This is a genomic window from Vampirovibrio chlorellavorus (assembly GCF_003149375.1).
Taxonomy (GTDB): Bacteria; Cyanobacteriota; Vampirovibrionia; order Vampirovibrionales; family Vampirovibrionaceae; genus Vampirovibrio; species Vampirovibrio chlorellavorus_B.
In genome coordinates this window covers 86,607-102,183 of record NZ_QFWH01000001.1, presented here as the reverse complement: position 1 = coordinate 102,183, position 15,577 = coordinate 86,607, and the positions used below count along the sequence as shown (strand labels likewise).

Genomic DNA, 15,577 nt, shown 5'->3' with positions numbered 1-15,577 from the left:
ACGAACAATTATGGCAACCAATCCATTAGAAGCTCAAGCAAAACAAAAGTACATCATTATGTCCCCTCGTAAGCTGCGTCGCGTGGTAGATACCATCCGTGGCAAGCGAGTTCCTGAAGCATACAACATGCTCCGTTTAATGCCTTACGAAGCCGCACGGGTTGTTTTGAAGAAACTGATCGAAGCGACCAGTAACGCTCAGGTGAAATTCGGCGTTGAAGATCCGGCGCAGTTGGTAATCAGCCGCGCGTTCGCTGATGAAGGTCCTTCTTATCGTCGCTTCAAGCCTCGGGCTCAAGGGCGTATCTACAAGCGGGAGAAGCCGACTTCACACCTGACCGTTGCAGTGCAAGTTAAAGAAGCCAAATAGAAGGAAGATACCGTGGGACAGAAGGTTCACCCGAAAAGCGTCAGACTCGGCATCATCCAGCCTCATGAAGTGACCTGGATTGCTGGCAACAAGAAGATGTATGCCATTAACGTTGCCGAAGATGAGAAAATTCGCAAATTCGTTAAAAAGAAACTGAAAGCTGCTTCCATCAGCCGCGTTGAAATTGATCGTAAGGCCCAGCGCCTGATCATTCGTATCATCACGGGTCGCCCGGGTATGGTCGTCGGTCGTGGCGGACAAGGTCTGGATACCCTGCGCAAGGAACTGCAAACTCTGACCAGCCGTAAGGACATTCAGATTGATGTTCTGGAAGTCAATCGGATCGAAGCTGATGCCATGTTGGTTGCTGAATCCATTGCCCAGCAACTGGAAAAACGGATCGCTTACCGTCGGGCGATGAAACAAGCCATTCAACGCTCCATGCGTGCAGGCATCAAGGGTATCAAGATTATGATCGCTGGACGCTTGGGTGGTGCTGAAATTGCTCGTACCGAGTGGACCAAAGAAGGCCGCATCCCGCTGCATACGTTCCGTGCTGATATTGATTACGGTGTTGCCGAAGCGCTCACCATGTTTGGTATCATCGGCGTGAAGGTCTGGATTTTCAAAGGCGAAGTCATGCCGGGTGAAACAGCCATTTCTAATGTGAAACAGAAATCTGCCCGCCCCGAAGAAGGTCAGCAGCAGCGTTCCGATCAGGGCTTGCAAGGTGCTGGACGTCGTGGCGCTCCGGGTGGCCGCGGTGGTGAAGCCAGCCGTGGTAACCGTGGTGGTGGTCCAGGCCGTGGTCGTGGGCCTCGTAAAGATAACCCGGTTGTATCCCCTTCGGTCGACACAACCCCATCCGAGGAGTAAATATCCATATGTTAATGCCTAAGCGAACCAAATATCGCAAACAGATGCGAGGTACCATGAAAGGTACCGAAACCAGAGGCACCAGCTTCGAGTTTGGAAGTTTTGCCCTGCAAACCCTGGATCCAGGTTGGTTAACCAGTCGTCAGATTGAGGCCGCTCGTCGGGCCATGACCCGGAGTATCAAGCGGGGCGGAAAAATCTGGATTCGTATTTTCCCAGACAAGCCGATTACCAAGAAACCTGCCGAGACCCGGATGGGTTCCGGTAAAGGTAACCAAGAGTACTGGGTTGCCGTGGTGAAACCGGGCAAACTGCTTTTCGAAATGGAAGGCGTGAACCGTGAACTGGCTACCAAGGCCTTGGCTTTGGCGGCTCAAAAATTACCGGTTCGGACCAAAATTCTATGCAAAGAAGATATCCTGGGAGGTTCCACTCATGAAAATAACTGAAATGCGCGAGCTTACTCAGGACGAACTCAATACGCATATTGAAAAGGCCCGTAAGGCGTTGTTTGAAGCGCGGTTCAAGCACTCGATGAACCAGCTCGAAAGTACCGCTGAATTGCGCCAGCTGCGCCACCAGATTGCCCAGCTGCAAACGGTCTTGACTCAAAAAGCACAGCAAGTCTGAACCCAATCCAAATAAGGACATTTATTTAGCCATGCCCAAGAAGGAAAAAGTCGGAACAGTAGTGTCAAACAAAATGGATAAAACCATTGTTGTTGCTATTGCCGAGAAACACCCCCATCCCAAGTACGGGAAAATTCAAAACAGGACGGTAAAGTTCAAGGCTCACGATGAGAAAAACGAATGTCACGAGGGTGATTTGGTACGTATCGTCGAAAGCAGCCCGTACAGCAAAGACAAAACCTGGTGTCTAGCCGCTGTTCTGGAACGGACCCAGGAGGTATAGAGCGCCATGATTCAACAAGAAAGCAGATTGCAAGTAGCGGATAACTCCGGAGCCTTGGAACTCTTGTGCATCCGGGTTCTGGGTGGCAAGACCTACGCAGGGATCGGCGATGTTATCATTGCTGTGGTCAAAAAGGCTCAGCCCAACGGCACCGTGAAGAAATCCGATATTGTTCGCGCGGTTGTAGTGCGTACCAAGGCGCGTCGCAAACGGGCTGATGGTTCTACTATCGGTTTTGACGAGAACGCGGCAGTTATTGTAAATAAAGAAGGCAATCCTCGTGGTACCCGCGTTTTTGGACCTGTAGCACGTGAACTGCGTGATAAGAACTATATGAAAATCGTATCCCTCGCCCCAGAAGTTCTGTAGGAGAAAAGTAATGTTACAAGCCAAGTCATCCAAGAAACGCATTGCGCTTCCCCTCCACTACAGTGTTAAAAAGGGCGATACGGTGATGGTCATCGCTGGCAAGGACAAGGGCAAGACCGGCACGATCAAGCGTGTTTTCCGTAGTAAGGGAAAAGTGCTGGTAGAAGGCGTCAACATCATCAAGAAAGCGGTTAAACCTAATCCGATGGTCGGTCAGCGTGGCGGCATATTGGAAATGGAAGCACCGCTTTATGTGTCCAAAGTGATGTTGTACGATACCAAGAACAATCAGGCCAGCCGCATCAAGACGGAAATGGTAGACGGCAAACGGGTCCGTGTTGCCAAAAAAACCGGCGAACAGTTTGACGCATAACCAGTTAGGAATTTAAGCAATGACATTAAAAGAGCGTTACGAAAAAGAAATCGTTCCGGCCTTGCAAAAGGATCTGGAGCTGAGTAACAAGTATCAGGTTCCTCAAATTCTGAAAATCGTAGTCAACGTTGGTCTGGGCGATGGCGCTCAAAATGCCAAGTTGTTTGACAATGGTGTGGAAGAGCTGCAGATGATCACCGGTCAAAAGCCGTTAATCACCCGAGCCAAGCAGTCCATTGCCGGTTTCAAGATCCGTCAGGGGATGCCCATTGGCGCGAAAGTCACCCTGCGTGGCGACCGGATGTATGATTTTTTGGCAAAGTTGACCGGCATTGTCTTGCCCCGTATTCGTGATTTCCGTGGTCTGAATCCCAACGGTTTTGACGGTTTGGGTAATTATAACCTGGGCCTGAAGGATCAGTTGGTTTTCCCCGAGATCAACTATGACAAGGTTCAGCGTATGCGTGGTTTGAATATCACCATCGTGACCTCCGCCCGGACGGATATGGAAGCCCGAGCCTTGCTTGAGCAGTTTGGTTTCCCTTTCCAGAAGAAGTCCAAGTCGGAAGCCCCCAAAGCACAAGCATCGTAATCGCGAAAGCATTCAAAGGGAACAGGAGATTCCATTTTGGCTAAAACATCCATGATTGTTAAAGAGGAAAAGCGCATTGTAAAGGTCGCTAAGGGCAAGTTGCCCAAGGTAAGACTCCACAATCGTTGCAGCCTGTGCGGCCGTCCTCGTAGTTACTACCGCTTGTTTGGTACTTGCAGACTGTGTCTGCGGAAATTGGCCAGTGAAGGTAAACTGCCTGGCGTGACCAAATCCAGCTGGTAACGAACCATAGAAGTAAGAACAAGGGTAAACTAACCATGTACAATGATCCGATCGCTGATATGCTGACCCGCATTCGGAATGCCTCGAATGTCGGCCATCCAATGGTGGAAGTACCCGCCTCTAAATTGAAGACGGAACTTGCAAAAGTACTTCAAAAGGAAGGCTATATCAGAAGTTATGAAATTCGTGAAGCGGATAATTTCAAAACGCTTCGTGTGCTGCTTAAATATGACAGCGAAGGGTATCCTCTGATTCGTAAGCTGGTGCGGGTAAGCCGCCCAGGTTTGCGTAAGTACTACAAGGTTGATAACCTGCCCCGTATTTTAGGTGGTGGTGGTACGGCCATCGTTAGTACGCCAAAGGGTCTGCTTTCCGATCGGGAAGCACGTAAGGCGCACGTTGGCGGTGAAGTACTCTGCTACGTGTACTAATCCCGGCCACACTGAAGCAGAAAAGATTAGAGAAGGTTTTATACCATGTCACGAATTGGTAAATCTCCTATCCGGATTCCGGATAAAGTAGAAGTCAAGCTCGAAAATACCGCGGAAGGTACCAAGGCGATTGTTAAAGGCCCGTTGGGTACCTTGACCCGCGTTTTTCGTCCTGAGGTAAGCATTACCCAAGAGGGTGGCGAGCTGGTTGTTGCGCGTCGCGATGAAAGTCGGATGGCACGCGGTTTGCACGGGCTGAGTCGTACCTTGTTGAACAACATGGTCATTGGTGTCAGTACGGGCTTCTCCCGCAAATTGGAAATTATCGGGGTGGGATACCGAGCTCAGGTACAGGGCAGCAAGCTCAGTCTGGCCTTGGGTTTCAGCCATCCTGTAGAGATCGAAGCGCCTGAAGGCATCTCTTTCAAGGTTGAAGCCAACACTAAGCTGGAAGTCAGTGGACCTGACAAAGAGTTGGTCGGCCAGTATTCTGCTCTGATTCGCAGCAAGCGTCCGCCAGAGCCTTACAAAGGCAAGGGTGTGAAGTACGCTGAAGAGCGTATCCGCCGTAAAGCCGGTAAAGCAGGCAAGAAGTAAGCAATAAGCAGCAGGTACCAGGATTATGCTCAGTAAACCCAATCGCAAGGAAGTTACTCGTAAACGGCACTACCGGCTTCGTCGCCGCCTAACTGGCAGCACCGAACGTCCCAGATTGGCTGTTTACCGTAGCGGTAAGCACATTTACGCCCAGATCATTGATGATATCAAAGCCGTCACTGTGGCTTCGGCTAGCACCTTGGACAAGGACCTCCGCAGTGCTTCCGGCGCCAACGTGGAAGCGGCCCGCAAAGTCGGCCAATTGGTTGCCACCCGGGCGCAAGCTGCTGGTATCACCAGCGTGGTGTTTGACCGCGGCGGTAATCTCTACCACGGACGCATTGCCGCTTTGGCTGAAGCTGCCCGTGAAGCTGGTTTGGAATTCTAGTCCCAAGCAAGCATTCTGTTTAAAAAAGACTCGACCACCATATCGGGTCTTTTTTATTGCGCATTTTTATTATGTTTTAATTTCATTGCTTTTGATTTTTGTTCATTTGGGCTTGCTATGTAAAAAGACCTGACTCGATGCCAGGTCTTTTACGGTTTTCTCAGTCCTAGGGTCTGGAATTAGACCCCGGCTCGCGTTCTCAACACCGGGATGTTGGCCACCAGGGCAATGGTATTGGATTCACTTTCCAGGTTCACTTCCAGGGCATCTTTGTCGATTTCGACATATTTTGAGATGACTTCAACCATATCGTCCCGCATTTGTCCCAAAACCACCGGGGAGAGTTGTGTGCGGTCGTGCATAAGTACCAGACGCAGGCGATTTTTGGCATCGCCGCGCGCCGAGTTCATATCAGCCATCATATCCTGCTCAATAGTTCTTTTAGGCGGGTCCACCCAGTCTACAAGTTTTCGTAGCCAACCCATGTTGAATCTCCTATTGTTGTCTCAAAACTTTTATAAACCTTGGCCTAGGCGCTTTTGGTAAAAAAGCCTTTCAATTTGTCTAGCCATGAGGTTGGAACGTCCAGGTTCAGGAAAGGCACATCCTCGCCAGCTACCCGACGGGCGATATTGCGGTAAGCCTGTCCAGCCAGGGAATTTTCGGTGTTCACAATGGGCTCACCTTTATTGGTGCTGATAATGATTTCCTGATCTTCGGGAATGACGCCCAGCAATTTGATGGACAAGATTTCCAAGACGTCATCCACATCCATCATGTCATTGTTCTTGATCATGCCAGGGCGTACCCGGTTGATAACCAGCTTGTAGTTCGTGATTTCTTCCTTGGATTCCAGCAAGCCGATGATGCGATCCGCGTCGCGAACCGAAGACATTTCGGGGGTGCAGACTACAATGGCTTCAGTGGCGCCAGCGGTGGCGTTGAGGAAGCCTTGCTCAATACCGGCAGGGCTATCCACCAGAATAAAGTCAAACTCTTCAGCCAATTGTTCGCTGACGGACTTCATTTGCTCTTCGTTCAAGGCCGATTTATCACGGGTTTGAGCAGCAGGTAGCAAACTGAGGTTGGGCATCCGCTTATCTTTGACCAAGGCCTGACTGAGTTTGCAACGCTCTTCCACCACGTCCACAATGTTGTAGACAATGCGGTTTTCAAGGCCCATCAGCAAATCCAGGTTGCGAAGGCCGATATCGGTATCCACCAGAACCACTTTGTACCCCATACGGGCCAAACCGGCTCCAATATTGGCTGTGGTGGTGGTTTTACCCACCCCGCCCTTACCGGAAGTCACGACGACGACCCGTCCTTTTTCTTTTTTGGATTTTGTCATGGAGAGAGCTACCTCACTTTGATTGTTTTCAGTGCTAATGCTTGGGAAAATTAGGGGTGCCGCGTGGCAAAAGGACTAGCCTTTGGGCAGCATGGTTTTAAAGATCTTAATTTCGCCATCAGCCACCCGGGCCACCTCGGGGGACAGCATGTGATGGTCTGCGCCATCCTTGTGGTAGTAGATACGATCGGGGCGTCGGGCAATATAATCGGCAATGCGCAACTGTAGTGCTTCAATCTTCATGGCCCGGATTTCAGACTTGTAGTTGCCTTGGGCACCCGCATGGGCAATGCCTCTCAGTTCTCCCCAGACCACAATGTCCCCACCGGCAGTGATTTCACTACCTGCATGGACGTCACCCACGATGACAATGTTTCCGTTGAAGCGAACCGTTTTCCCGGAACGCAAGGTTTGCCGGAGATACAGGGTATTCACGGCAGAGTCGGGATAAGCGACCACCTGTACCTGACCCGATTCCAATGCCTCAAAGACACCCTCGGTCAGAGCGACCTGCTCCGTATCCAAAACCACTTCTAACTGTTCCAGTGGCTGCTCTTCCACAGGCTGGGTGTCCAGAATCGCCTCCGGCAATTCTGGCGGTTCCAGAGATTGCGGTGCCACTACGGCGAACGTTTCGACCGTTGCGGCCGCTACGCTGGTTTCCTCTGGCGGATTAAAGTTGGGTAGCTGCACTTCACCCACTGATGCAGGCTTGGACTTCAGGGGCAACTGAGCGCCCACGTTGGTTTTCTTTAGTGGCAAAGGCTGACGCAAAGGCGTCCAGCCGGTGGTGAGTTTTTCTTTTACGAACAAGCCTTCATCAAGAGCGGCCTGCTGGGTTTGGGGCAAAGTGGCGTAAACAATGCCCACCCCCGCATTCGCCCGCTGAATTTGCTGTTTGATTTTGGTCAACACTCCACGGGTTAAAAGCAAATCGCCTGCGTTGATGTCCACCATAACGCCAGCCGGGGCGTTGGCCAGACGGCCTACGAATTCATCAGCGGCCTGACACGCCTGTGCGGAATTACCGGCCCAGGAAATATCCAAAAGCAATGCGGCTTCACGATTTTGGTGGCTATCCTGCAGTTCAACCATAGTGCTATCCTGGGGCCTCTCTTCCATATTCGGGCTCATACTCAAGACACCGAATCAGGCAACTCTCTGACAAAATCTCAAAAAAGAACTGACTGAGGCCTGCGTAACGGGACTGCATCAGCTGGGCCGTTCCATTTAAGGATTTGGGAGTATCATAGCAAGGCACAAAGCGAGACAGCCATAACTGTTACGCTTTTTGAATGTAAACTCTTATGAAGGCGGCCTGTTGCAGGCAGCGCCAGCCGCTAGGGGTACAGGCCCCGCAGCATTTTGGCGGAAGCCACCCGACCGACCCCAATCATCATGGCCGCGGTGCGATTGTCCACCTTTTTGTTGGTGGACACCTGATAAACCTCTTCAAACGCCCGGCCCATCAGGTAGCCCAGCTTCTCATTGACCTGCTCTTCGCTCCAGAACAGGTGCTGAATGTCCTGCACCCATTCAAAGTAAGAGACCACCACGCCGCCAGCGTTGGCCAGAATGCCGGGAATGATGAAAATGCCCTTGTTTTGCAGAATCAAATCCGCTTCGGGGGTGACCGGGCCATTGGCCCCTTCCGCCAGAATTTTGCACTTGATGCGATCGGCGTTATGCTCGGTAATTACGTTGGCCAAGGCCGCTGGTACCAGAATATCCACTTCCAGCTCCAGCACATCCTTGTTCTCAATGGTGTCCAGATCGTCAAAGCCCACCACGGTGCCTCGTTCGGCCACGTAAGAGAGCAGGCGAGGTATATCCAGTCCCTTGGCGCTGTACACGCCGCCCTGCACATCGGACACTGCCACCACTCTAATACCTTGCTGGTGCAGATACTTGGCCGTAATGCTACCCACGTTGCCAAAGCCCTGCACGGCGGCGGTGGGTTCATCCTTGCCCAGTTGCAGCTTTTCCAGAGCCATTTTGACTGTATGGGCCACACCCCGACCGGTGGCTTCCTTGCGACCCAGTGATCCGCCCACGGAAACCGGCTTGCCAGTCACTACCCCCGGCACGGCGTAGCCGATAAAGTTGCTGTAGGTGTCCATAATCCAGGCCATGGTGTTTTCATTGGTGTACATGTCCGGGGCGGGAATGTCTTTTTCCGGCCCGATCATGGATAAAATCTCGGTGGTGTAACGACGGGCCAATCGCTCCATCTCGTTCACACTCATTTCTTCCGGGAAGCAGCAGACCCCGCCTTTGGCCCCGCCGTAGGGCAGGTTCAAGAGAGCGCATTTCCAGGTCATCCACATGGCCAAAGCGGCCACCTCTCCCAGATTGACCTCGTGGTGAAAGCGAATGCCGCCCTTGGTAGGCCCCAGGGTCTGATCGTGCTGCACCCGATAGCCGCTGAACACCTTGGTTTGACCGTTGTCCAGCTTGATGGGAACCGAAACGATCAACGCCTTGCGAGGGTAACGAAGCCGCTCATGCACCCCGGCATCCAGATTCATCAATTGGGCCACATGATCCAGTTGCTTCTGAGCGTTCAAAAATGTTTCGTTATAAAATTCCTGCATGGTTCCCTCTCAAACGCGGACGACGTCTCTCATAATCGATTATCACCGATAATCCTTGTTTTTGGCATTATGAAGCGGATGAGCCGTTTTTGCAATTTGGAAATCTTGCCTATGCGACTGGATAAATACCTCAAAGTCTCTCGTCTGGTGAAGCGCCGCACCGTGGCCGCCGAATTGTGCCAGGGCGGACACGTCAAGCTCAACGGGCAAACCGCCAAGCCCGCGGCGGAAGTAAAGCCCGGACAAACTCTGGAACTGCGCTTCGGTAACCGCCTGCTCACCGTCAAAATTGCTCAAACCCCGGAAAAAGCCGTACCCGCCCAATTGGCTGACACCTTGTACGAAGTCGTGCAGGAAATTCAGCTGCAACCCGCCCCCCGGGAAAACCCGCTATAGGCAAAAACGTCCTCAGGCATTGGTTTTCAAAATGCCTTCCGGCTATAATGCTTTCAAAATGCCATTTGTTTATTGGAGAAACACCCCATGGTTTCCTTTATCGAGCATGTAGAAGCCCGTGAAATTCTAGACTCTCGCGGCAATCCCACTGTGGAAGTGGAAGTGACCCTGTCCGGGGAGGCCATTGGCCGGGCTGCCGTTCCCTCCGGGGCCAGTACCGGCTCTCGGGAAGCCCTGGAGTTGCGGGACGGGGATAAGGCCCGCTACGCAGGCAAGGGGGTGTTGCAGGCCGTTGAGAACGTCAACGAAACCATTAACCGGGAGCTGGTGGATCGCAACGCCTTTCATCAATCCGAGATTGACCAGCTTTTGATTGATCTGGACGGTACCCCCAACAAAAGCAAGCTGGGCGCGAACGCCATGCTGGGCGTCAGTATGGCCGTGGCCCGGGCCGCCGCCGAAACTGTCAAACAGCCCTTATACCGTTATCTGGGCGGCGTGAACGCCACCATTTTGCCGGTGCCCATGATGAACATCATCAACGGCGGGGCCCATGCCGACAACACCATTGATATTCAGGAATTCATGATCGTCCCGGTGGGCGCTTACTCTTTCTCTGAAGCCTTGCGCTGGGGCGCCGAGATCTTCCACACCTTGCGAAAAGTGTTGGCGGAGCGCAACTTGGCCACTGGCGTTGGCGATGAGGGCGGATTCGCCCCCAACCTGAAAAGCGCCGCCGAGGCATTGGAGCTGATCATCCACGCCATTGAGCGGGCTGGCTACAACACCAAGGATCAGGTCAAACTAGCTCTAGACGTAGCCGCTTCCGAGTTCTATAAGAATGGCCACTACGATATGACTGGCGAAGGCAAGAAGCTGAACCGGGAAGAAATGGTGGCCTATCTGGCCGACCTGGTTGAGCAGTACCCCATCATCTCCGTGGAAGACGGCATGGCCGAAGGCGACTGGGACGGCTGGAAGCTGCTGACCGAAGCCATCGGCCACAAAGTGCAACTGGTCGGCGATGACCTGTTCGTCACCAACCCGGCCATTCTGCGGGAAGGTATTGAAAAAGGCGTGGCCAACAGCATTCTCATCAAGCTGAATCAGATTGGCACCCTCAGTGAAACCCTGTCCGCCATTAGCATGGCCCAGCAAGCGGGTTACACCACGGTCATCAGCCATCGTTCCGGGGAAACCGAGGACAGCTTCATTGCCGATTTGGCCGTGGCTGTTAACGCCGGACAAATTAAAACCGGTTCACTGTGCCGCTCCGAGCGGATTGCCAAATACAACCAACTGTTGCGCATTGAGCAGGAGTTAGGTCCGGTGGCCCAGTATGCTGGCCCCAGCGCCTTTAAGTGTCTGCGTCACGCTGGTAATCCGGTGGCCATTGCCAAATAGACCGGACTCTAGCGTTTCTTGAAACTTGCCGAATGGCCGAATCGTCTCAGGATGGTTCGGCCATTGGCTTTGGGTCCCTTTTGCTGGGGCCGGCTCATGTAGAAGGACTACTTGAAAAAATGCCAAAGGGGTATAATAGAGGAGTCTAGAGAGGAGCGGGAGACTATGAAACTAATCGTCAACGGTCGTAATATCGAGCTAACTGATGCGATTAAAGCGTATGTTTCCGAAAAAATCGGACGGTTGGAGCATCATTACGATTTTATTCAGGAAATTCACGTATTCCTAAGCGTGGAAAAGAACCCCCGTATCAATGAAGGCCAGCTGGCGGAGGCCACGGTGGTGGTCAACCGGGCGGTTTTGCGGGTAGAAGTCTCCTCCATTGACCTGTATGGCAGTATCGACAAGCTGGTGGACAAGGTGGAACGGGTTCTCAGCCGTCATAAAACCAAACTGCTGGGCCGGGCCAAGTCCGCCAAGGGCGAATCCATCCGCAAGGCTGGCATCGAAGAAGAGGCCGAGAGCTTATTGGGGCCGGATGAGGATGACTTGCTACAAGGCGTCTTCCTGACTTACGAGGATCAAGAGGAAGCCGAAGCCACCACGGAGGGTTACCGCAGTTAAATTCGGCCAACTTCCTAAAAACCCTATTTAAGGCTACTATTAAAAGCACTCATCTTTTGACACAAGGTGAGTGCTTTTTTACGGCATTCTTTTTTAGGGCACCGCACGGTGGTGGTCAAACCAGCCGTTGTATTGCCAGTCGATTCAGGGTTTTATTCGTTTTAAGGAGTGAGCGCGTGGTCAATCCAGTATCCAGTGAGCCGAACAGTGATGATAAATTGTGGGCCGGGTTGAGTTATGCGGGCCTGGGCCTCTTCATGATTCCAACCATTGTTATTCTTCTGATGAAAAAAGGGGAATCCGCATACATTAAATTTCACTGTCTACAGGCTATATTTTTTGGCCTGATAGATTTCATTATTTTTACGCTTCTTGGTATTTTTGCCATGATCCCGCTTGTAAATATATTGGCCGGATTGGCGTGCTTTTTCATTGGTTTGGGCCTGCTTGGTGCGTGGGTTTACTTAATGATTATGGCTTTTACCGGCAAAGACTTTAAAATCCCGGTGCTGGGCGATTTCATTGACAACAATTTGATGCGCTAACAAGCGCTATCCAGCAATCCGGTGGAACCGACAATTTCTAAAGCCGGTTTTGGCGCTTTAGGTCCAGATAGCGGGCAATGAGCGTCTCATCCAGTGTTTCCGGGGCGGCATCCACCACCATGGCCTGATGGCCCTTGCACAGGAGTTGCCGGGTTTCTTCACGCAGGGCCAGTAAATCCAGAGCCACCCCTTTTTGATACGCCGCATAAGGCGATGAGGGCAGCATATTTGCGGTGCTGGCAATTTGCGAATCGGCCAGCGTGACCACCATTAGTACATGATTGCGGGAAAAACTTCGCAGGCTTCTGATCAGACTGCGAGAGGCCATGGGGTCGATCAAATCGGTCAGCACCACCACCAGAGAGCGCCGCTTGAGCCCTCGGGCGAATTGCAGCATCACGCTCTCATAATCCGGCTCCACCGACTGGACTTCTACCTGCCCCAGGGCGTCCAGCAGACGACTGAGATGATGCCGCCCCTTGCCCATGGGAATGTTGGCCAAAATTCGGTTGGCGAAAACTCCTGCCCCCACGGCGTCTCCCCGATCAATGGCCACTCCCATAAAGGCCAGGGCGGTGTTCAAGGCCCAGTCGAATTTTTGCAGGTGCTTGACCGGGACATTCATGGCCCGTCCGGCATCCACCAAGACCAGAATGGGCTGCTCCACTTCGTGGGCGAAGGTGCGCACCACCGGGGCATCCAGCTTGGCGGTAGCCTGCCAGGCCAGTTTACGGACATCATCGCCCGCGAAATAATGCCGAAGTCCACTGAACTGGGTACCTTCCAGCCCTAGAGAGCGCTTTTGCAACTCCCCGGCGTTTTGAGCCCTGGAGGCCTTCAGGCGCATTTGTCGAATTCTCCGCAAATCGGGAACCACCTGAACCGTCTCCGACCGTCCGCCGCTCAAGGTCAACCACAGCAAACCCAGTCGGCTTTTATAGCGGGCGTGAATGCTCTCAAAACGATACAAACCCCGGCGCGTGGGCAGTACCTCATAATTGACGGACGCGTGGCTGAAGGCTGGCACGGTCACCTGTAAGTCCAGAGTGGCTCCCGTCTGGCCGTGTCGCAGCCCTTCGGGTACACTGTCCCTCAGGGTGAGGGCCAAGGGCTGAGGGCTATTATTGACCACACTTAACTGAATCCCTTGTCTCTGGCCGATGGAAAACTTCTGCCCCATGGCGCGACTCAGGCTGAGATAGCGCGCGGGTACACTGAGCAAAAAGCCGTCTATCATCAAAAGCAACATGAGGAGTGGCGTGTAGAAAGCGGCCACCCAGCTCAGCCAGGGCCACCACACACTGAGGGCCAACAGGGGAACCGGCACTAAAATCAGCCCCAAGGTCAATCCCGTGGGCTGCGCCCGTCGTATCCAGCCCAGTAGCAGAGCGGTTCCGGCCACAAACGCCAGCTGCAAGGTGCTGTCTCTCAACTGATCCAGCAAGGCCAGTTCACTTCCGCCCAAAGTCGTTCCCTCTATTGATACGGCCTACCATCATGCTTGAATCCATTATCTCGCAGAAAAGCCAGCCAGCCTCACCTTCTCTAGCCGGAACGGTAGCGACCCTGCCGATAGCGGACGGGTTTAATCCAGCGTTTCAGAGGGTCTACGTACAGGCGGCGCTCGTCATCCCGATAGAGCTGGAAATGCTGCCCCTCTTGAGCCTTATAGACCATCCAGGCCGTGTAAGCGCCAATCATGGCATCCAGCACGGAGCTGGGCATGAGGTTGGCGGGCACATCCTGAATATACAACTGCTGCTTGAGAGCCGCTTGCAAGGTGCGGCAACCCTGGGAACTGCGATGGCGGAAGGGCATGTTTAAATCGTAGCGCAGCTTGGCGTGGGCCGTAAAAAAGTTCAGCATCAGGATGCCCCGCTCATCCACCGCTTCATAAAACTCCTTGGCCCGCTGGGCAAAGCGCTCGGTGGGCACCACCTCCTGAGTGGCGTTAGGAATGGAGGAGCGCAGGTGCAGGGGATGCATTTTAATCTGCTGCTGCCGCCATTTGCTGGGTATGCTCAGGCTTTTGGGAATATCCAGCACCACCAGCAAGTTTTCCGGCGGGGCCAAATTGTCCAGAAACAGCAAAATGTCATCATTGTCGCTGAGCTTGTCCATGCGCAGAATGCGCCGTTCCCGGTCCAGAACGGCGATGCCGGTTTCCAGGCTGTCGATGGGGGCCATATCAATGCCCACAAACAGCCATTTGTTGCCCAGGCTGGCTCGTTGGGTCGAGCCGGTCAACTCCGGCAGATCCTTGATCGTGATTTCGTGTTTCAGGTAGATTGATGATGCGGACATGGCATTATCATACCCCAGACCGGGCTCAATCTGTACGTCCCCCATTACACACCCTTACACGGAACCACACGGAGACCCTTTATTTTGCAAAAGGCCGGAATCGTCGGACTTCCCAACGTCGGAAAATCCACCCTGTTTAACGCCCTTACCTCTTCTTATCAGGCGGAAAGCGCCAACTACCCCTTCTGTACCATTGAGCCCAACGTGGGCATCGTGAAGGTGCCCGATCCCCGTCTGGCCGTGCTGAAGGAGCTGGCTAAAACGCAGACGGTCATCCCCGCCGTGTTTGAATTTGTGGACATTGCCGGGCTGGTGCGTGGCGCCAGCAAAGGCGAAGGCCTGGGCAACCAGTTTTTGGCCAACATTCGGGAAGTGGATGCCATTGTGCATGTGGTGCGCTGCTTTGAGGATACCGATGTGGTGCATGTGGAAGGCAGCGTCGATCCCCTGCGGGATCTGGAAACCATCCACATTGAGCTGTGTCTGGCCGACTCCAGCTCCATGGAAAAGCAAATGGAGCGCCTGCGCAAACAGATCAAGCAGAAAGACAAGGAATCGGAAGAGAAGCTGGCCCTGTTCGAGAAGATCAAGCCCATTATTGACGGGGCCGGGGTCATTGATCACAAAACCCTCAGCGCTGAAGAGCAGATCCTGCTCAAGCGCTCCCAACTGCTCAGCACCAAGCCGGTCATTTACGCCGGGAACGTGGCCGAAGGCGACTTGGCCAACCCCTTGGGCAATCCGCACTTTAAAAAGCTGTTTGACCGGGCCGCTGAAGAGGGCCGTATTGCTGTGCCCATTTCCGCCCAGATTGAAGCGGAACTGACCCAGCTGGATGAAGCTGAGAAGTCGGGCTATCTGGAAAGCCTGGGCGTGCAGTCCTCTGGCATTGACGGCTTGATTCAGGCCGCTTTTAAAACCCTGAGTCTGGAAACCTACTTTACGGCTGGCGAAAAAGAAGTGCGGGCCTGGCCTTATGATAAGGGCATGACCGCCCCCCAGTGCGCCGGAGTCATCCACACTGACTTTGAAAAGGGCTTTATTCGGGCTGAAGTGACCGCTTACACCGATTATGTGACCGTCGGCGGCGAGAAAAACGCCAAGGAAAAAGGCTTGATGCGCCTGGAAGGCAAAGACTACATCATGAAAGACGGCGACGTGGTTCACTTCCGTTTTAATGTGTAATCCAAACTGACGGCTCAAGCAG

The 15,577-nt window shown here is 53.0% G+C and carries 22 protein-coding genes and 1 pseudogene; 17 read left to right on the top strand and 6 right to left on the bottom strand.

Annotation, left to right across the window (positions count from 1 at the left end):
- Window positions 1-10: 10 nt before the first annotated feature.
- The 12 genes and pseudogenes from rplV to rplR all read left to right on the top strand — a co-directional run bounded on the left by rplV (window position 11) and on the right by rplR (window position 5,152).
- Window positions 11-370 (top strand): 50S ribosomal protein L22, encoded by a 360-nt coding sequence (gene rplV / locus DF283_RS00525; RefSeq protein ID WP_303672630.1) that lies wholly within the window; start codon window positions 11-13, stop codon window positions 368-370.
- A gap of 12 nt (window positions 371-382) precedes the next feature.
- Window positions 383-1,054 (top strand): annotated as a pseudogene (gene rpsC, locus DF283_RS00520) (30S ribosomal protein S3); the annotation flags it as partial.
- A 200-nt stretch (window positions 1,055-1,254) separates the two neighbouring features.
- Window positions 1,255-1,695, top strand: coding sequence for a 50S ribosomal protein L16 (gene rplP, locus DF283_RS00515; protein WP_303672629.1), 441 nt, complete (start codon window positions 1,255-1,257; stop codon window positions 1,693-1,695).
- Window positions 1,682-1,876, top strand: coding sequence for a 50S ribosomal protein L29 (gene rpmC, locus DF283_RS00510; RefSeq protein WP_303672628.1), 195 nt, complete (start codon window positions 1,682-1,684; stop codon window positions 1,874-1,876). Before rplP ends, rpmC begins: the two co-directional genes overlap by 14 nt.
- Before the next feature lie 31 nt (window positions 1,877-1,907).
- Window positions 1,908-2,159, top strand: coding sequence for a 30S ribosomal protein S17 (gene rpsQ, locus DF283_RS00505; protein ID WP_303672626.1), 252 nt, complete (start codon window positions 1,908-1,910; stop codon window positions 2,157-2,159).
- A 6-nt stretch (window positions 2,160-2,165) separates the two neighbouring features.
- Entirely contained in the window at window positions 2,166-2,528 is a 363-nt protein-coding gene (gene rplN / locus DF283_RS00500) for a 50S ribosomal protein L14 (protein ID WP_303672625.1), read from the top strand.
- A 10-nt stretch (window positions 2,529-2,538) separates the two neighbouring features.
- On the top strand, window positions 2,539-2,901 hold the full coding sequence (rplX, locus tag DF283_RS00495; RefSeq protein WP_303672624.1) for a 50S ribosomal protein L24: 363 nt from the start codon (window positions 2,539-2,541) through the stop codon (window positions 2,899-2,901).
- A 19-nt stretch (window positions 2,902-2,920) separates the two neighbouring features.
- A complete protein-coding gene (rplE, locus tag DF283_RS00490; protein ID WP_303672623.1) occupies window positions 2,921-3,493 on the top strand; it encodes a 50S ribosomal protein L5 in 573 nt (190 codons plus the stop codon).
- A 51-nt stretch (window positions 3,494-3,544) separates the two neighbouring features.
- The gene (locus DF283_RS00485; protein ID WP_303673092.1) at window positions 3,545-3,736 is read left to right on the top strand and encodes a type Z 30S ribosomal protein S14; all 192 of its coding nucleotides are present in this window, start codon (window positions 3,545-3,547) and stop codon (window positions 3,734-3,736) included.
- 35 nt (window positions 3,737-3,771) lie between these two features.
- On the top strand, window positions 3,772-4,167 hold the full coding sequence (gene rpsH / locus DF283_RS00480) for a 30S ribosomal protein S8 (RefSeq protein ID WP_303672622.1): 396 nt from the start codon (window positions 3,772-3,774) through the stop codon (window positions 4,165-4,167).
- A 45-nt stretch (window positions 4,168-4,212) separates the two neighbouring features.
- On the top strand, window positions 4,213-4,764 hold the full coding sequence (gene rplF, locus DF283_RS00475) for a 50S ribosomal protein L6 (RefSeq protein ID WP_303672620.1): 552 nt from the start codon (window positions 4,213-4,215) through the stop codon (window positions 4,762-4,764).
- 25 nt (window positions 4,765-4,789) lie between these two features.
- On the top strand, window positions 4,790-5,152 hold the full coding sequence (rplR, locus tag DF283_RS00470) for a 50S ribosomal protein L18 (protein WP_303672619.1): 363 nt from the start codon (window positions 4,790-4,792) through the stop codon (window positions 5,150-5,152).
- 179 nt (window positions 5,153-5,331) lie between these two features.
- On the opposite strand, the gene minE is transcribed toward rplR, so the two are convergent.
- The 4 genes from minE to DF283_RS00450 form a co-directional block, all read right to left on the bottom strand.
- A complete protein-coding gene (minE, locus tag DF283_RS00465) occupies window positions 5,332-5,637 on the bottom strand; it encodes a cell division topological specificity factor MinE (RefSeq protein ID WP_303672618.1) in 306 nt (101 codons plus the stop codon).
- Window positions 5,638-5,681: 44 nt separating this feature from the next.
- Window positions 5,682-6,503 carry a septum site-determining protein MinD gene (minD, locus tag DF283_RS00460; RefSeq protein WP_303672617.1) on the bottom strand — a complete coding sequence of 274 codons (822 nt, stop codon included), beginning with the start codon at window positions 6,501-6,503 and terminating at the stop codon, window positions 5,682-5,684.
- A 75-nt stretch (window positions 6,504-6,578) separates the two neighbouring features.
- Window positions 6,579-7,598 carry a septum site-determining protein MinC gene (locus DF283_RS00455; RefSeq protein WP_303672616.1) on the bottom strand — a complete coding sequence of 340 codons (1,020 nt, stop codon included), beginning with the start codon at window positions 7,596-7,598 and terminating at the stop codon, window positions 6,579-6,581.
- A 245-nt stretch (window positions 7,599-7,843) separates the two neighbouring features.
- Window positions 7,844-9,097, bottom strand: coding sequence for a Glu/Leu/Phe/Val family dehydrogenase (locus DF283_RS00450; protein ID WP_303672615.1), 1,254 nt, complete (start codon window positions 9,095-9,097; stop codon window positions 7,844-7,846).
- 111 nt (window positions 9,098-9,208) lie between these two features.
- On the opposite strand from DF283_RS00450, the gene DF283_RS00445 reads away from it, so the two are divergent.
- The 4 genes from DF283_RS00445 to DF283_RS00430 all read left to right on the top strand — a co-directional run bounded on the left by DF283_RS00445 (window position 9,209) and on the right by DF283_RS00430 (window position 12,066).
- Window positions 9,209-9,493 (top strand): RNA-binding S4 domain-containing protein, encoded by a 285-nt coding sequence (locus DF283_RS00445; RefSeq protein ID WP_303672614.1) that lies wholly within the window; start codon window positions 9,209-9,211, stop codon window positions 9,491-9,493.
- A gap of 87 nt (window positions 9,494-9,580) precedes the next feature.
- Window positions 9,581-10,897 (top strand): phosphopyruvate hydratase, encoded by a 1,317-nt coding sequence (gene eno, locus DF283_RS00440; RefSeq protein WP_303672613.1) that lies wholly within the window; start codon window positions 9,581-9,583, stop codon window positions 10,895-10,897.
- A gap of 165 nt (window positions 10,898-11,062) precedes the next feature.
- Window positions 11,063-11,521, top strand: a complete 459-nt coding sequence (gene hpf / locus DF283_RS00435; RefSeq protein WP_303672612.1) for a ribosome hibernation-promoting factor, HPF/YfiA family — start codon at window positions 11,063-11,065, stop codon at window positions 11,519-11,521.
- Between the two features lie 176 nt (window positions 11,522-11,697).
- Window positions 11,698-12,066, top strand: coding sequence for a DUF4870 domain-containing protein (locus tag DF283_RS00430; protein ID WP_303672611.1), 369 nt, complete (start codon window positions 11,698-11,700; stop codon window positions 12,064-12,066).
- 37 nt (window positions 12,067-12,103) lie between these two features.
- Here the strand turns inward: DF283_RS00430 and DF283_RS00425 are convergent, their stop codons facing one another.
- On the bottom strand, window positions 12,104-13,531 hold the full coding sequence (locus DF283_RS00425) for a DUF58 domain-containing protein (RefSeq protein ID WP_303672610.1): 1,428 nt from the start codon (window positions 13,529-13,531) through the stop codon (window positions 12,104-12,106).
- An 80-nt stretch (window positions 13,532-13,611) separates the two neighbouring features.
- Entirely contained in the window at window positions 13,612-14,415 is an 804-nt protein-coding gene (locus tag DF283_RS00420; protein ID WP_303672609.1) for a hypothetical protein, read from the bottom strand.
- Between the two features lie 36 nt (window positions 14,416-14,451).
- On the opposite strand from DF283_RS00420, the gene ychF reads away from it, so the two are divergent.
- Window positions 14,452-15,555, top strand: coding sequence for a redox-regulated ATPase YchF (ychF, locus tag DF283_RS00415; protein WP_303673090.1), 1,104 nt, complete (start codon window positions 14,452-14,454; stop codon window positions 15,553-15,555).
- The last annotated feature ends 22 nt before the right edge of the window (window positions 15,556-15,577 follow it).

What these genes read in the sequence shown, in the direction of transcription:
- DF283_RS00455 (WP_303672616.1), bottom strand. Translation starts at nt 7,598, where the DNA reads ATGGTTGAACTGCAGGATAGCCACCAAAATCGTGAAGCCGCATTGCTT.
- rpmC (WP_303672628.1), top strand. Translation starts at nt 1,682, where the DNA reads ATGAAAATAACTGAAATGCGCGAGCTTACTCAGGACGAACTCAATACG.
- rpsH (WP_303672622.1), top strand. Translation starts at nt 3,772, where the DNA reads ATGTACAATGATCCGATCGCTGATATGCTGACCCGCATTCGGAATGCC.
- rplF (WP_303672620.1), top strand. Translation starts at nt 4,213, where the DNA reads ATGTCACGAATTGGTAAATCTCCTATCCGGATTCCGGATAAAGTAGAA.
- eno (WP_303672613.1), top strand. Translation starts at nt 9,581, where the DNA reads ATGGTTTCCTTTATCGAGCATGTAGAAGCCCGTGAAATTCTAGACTCT.
- rplE (WP_303672623.1), top strand. Translation starts at nt 2,921, where the DNA reads ATGACATTAAAAGAGCGTTACGAAAAAGAAATCGTTCCGGCCTTGCAA.
- rplR (WP_303672619.1), top strand. Translation starts at nt 4,790, where the DNA reads ATGCTCAGTAAACCCAATCGCAAGGAAGTTACTCGTAAACGGCACTAC.
- rplP (WP_303672629.1), top strand. Translation starts at nt 1,255, where the DNA reads ATGTTAATGCCTAAGCGAACCAAATATCGCAAACAGATGCGAGGTACC.
- DF283_RS00420 (WP_303672609.1), bottom strand. Translation starts at nt 14,415, where the DNA reads ATGGGGGACGTACAGATTGAGCCCGGTCTGGGGTATGATAATGCCATG.
- minE (WP_303672618.1), bottom strand. Translation starts at nt 5,637, where the DNA reads ATGGGTTGGCTACGAAAACTTGTAGACTGGGTGGACCCGCCTAAAAGA.
- rpsQ (WP_303672626.1), top strand. Translation starts at nt 1,908, where the DNA reads ATGCCCAAGAAGGAAAAAGTCGGAACAGTAGTGTCAAACAAAATGGAT.
- rplX (WP_303672624.1), top strand. Translation starts at nt 2,539, where the DNA reads ATGTTACAAGCCAAGTCATCCAAGAAACGCATTGCGCTTCCCCTCCAC.
- rplV (WP_303672630.1), top strand. Translation starts at nt 11, where the DNA reads ATGGCAACCAATCCATTAGAAGCTCAAGCAAAACAAAAGTACATCATT.
- DF283_RS00485 (WP_303673092.1), top strand. Translation starts at nt 3,545, where the DNA reads ATGATTGTTAAAGAGGAAAAGCGCATTGTAAAGGTCGCTAAGGGCAAG.
- hpf (WP_303672612.1), top strand. Translation starts at nt 11,063, where the DNA reads ATGAAACTAATCGTCAACGGTCGTAATATCGAGCTAACTGATGCGATT.
- rplN (WP_303672625.1), top strand. Translation starts at nt 2,166, where the DNA reads ATGATTCAACAAGAAAGCAGATTGCAAGTAGCGGATAACTCCGGAGCC.
- DF283_RS00445 (WP_303672614.1), top strand. Translation starts at nt 9,209, where the DNA reads ATGCGACTGGATAAATACCTCAAAGTCTCTCGTCTGGTGAAGCGCCGC.
- DF283_RS00450 (WP_303672615.1), bottom strand. Translation starts at nt 9,097, where the DNA reads ATGCAGGAATTTTATAACGAAACATTTTTGAACGCTCAGAAGCAACTG.
- minD (WP_303672617.1), bottom strand. Translation starts at nt 6,503, where the DNA reads ATGACAAAATCCAAAAAAGAAAAAGGACGGGTCGTCGTCGTGACTTCC.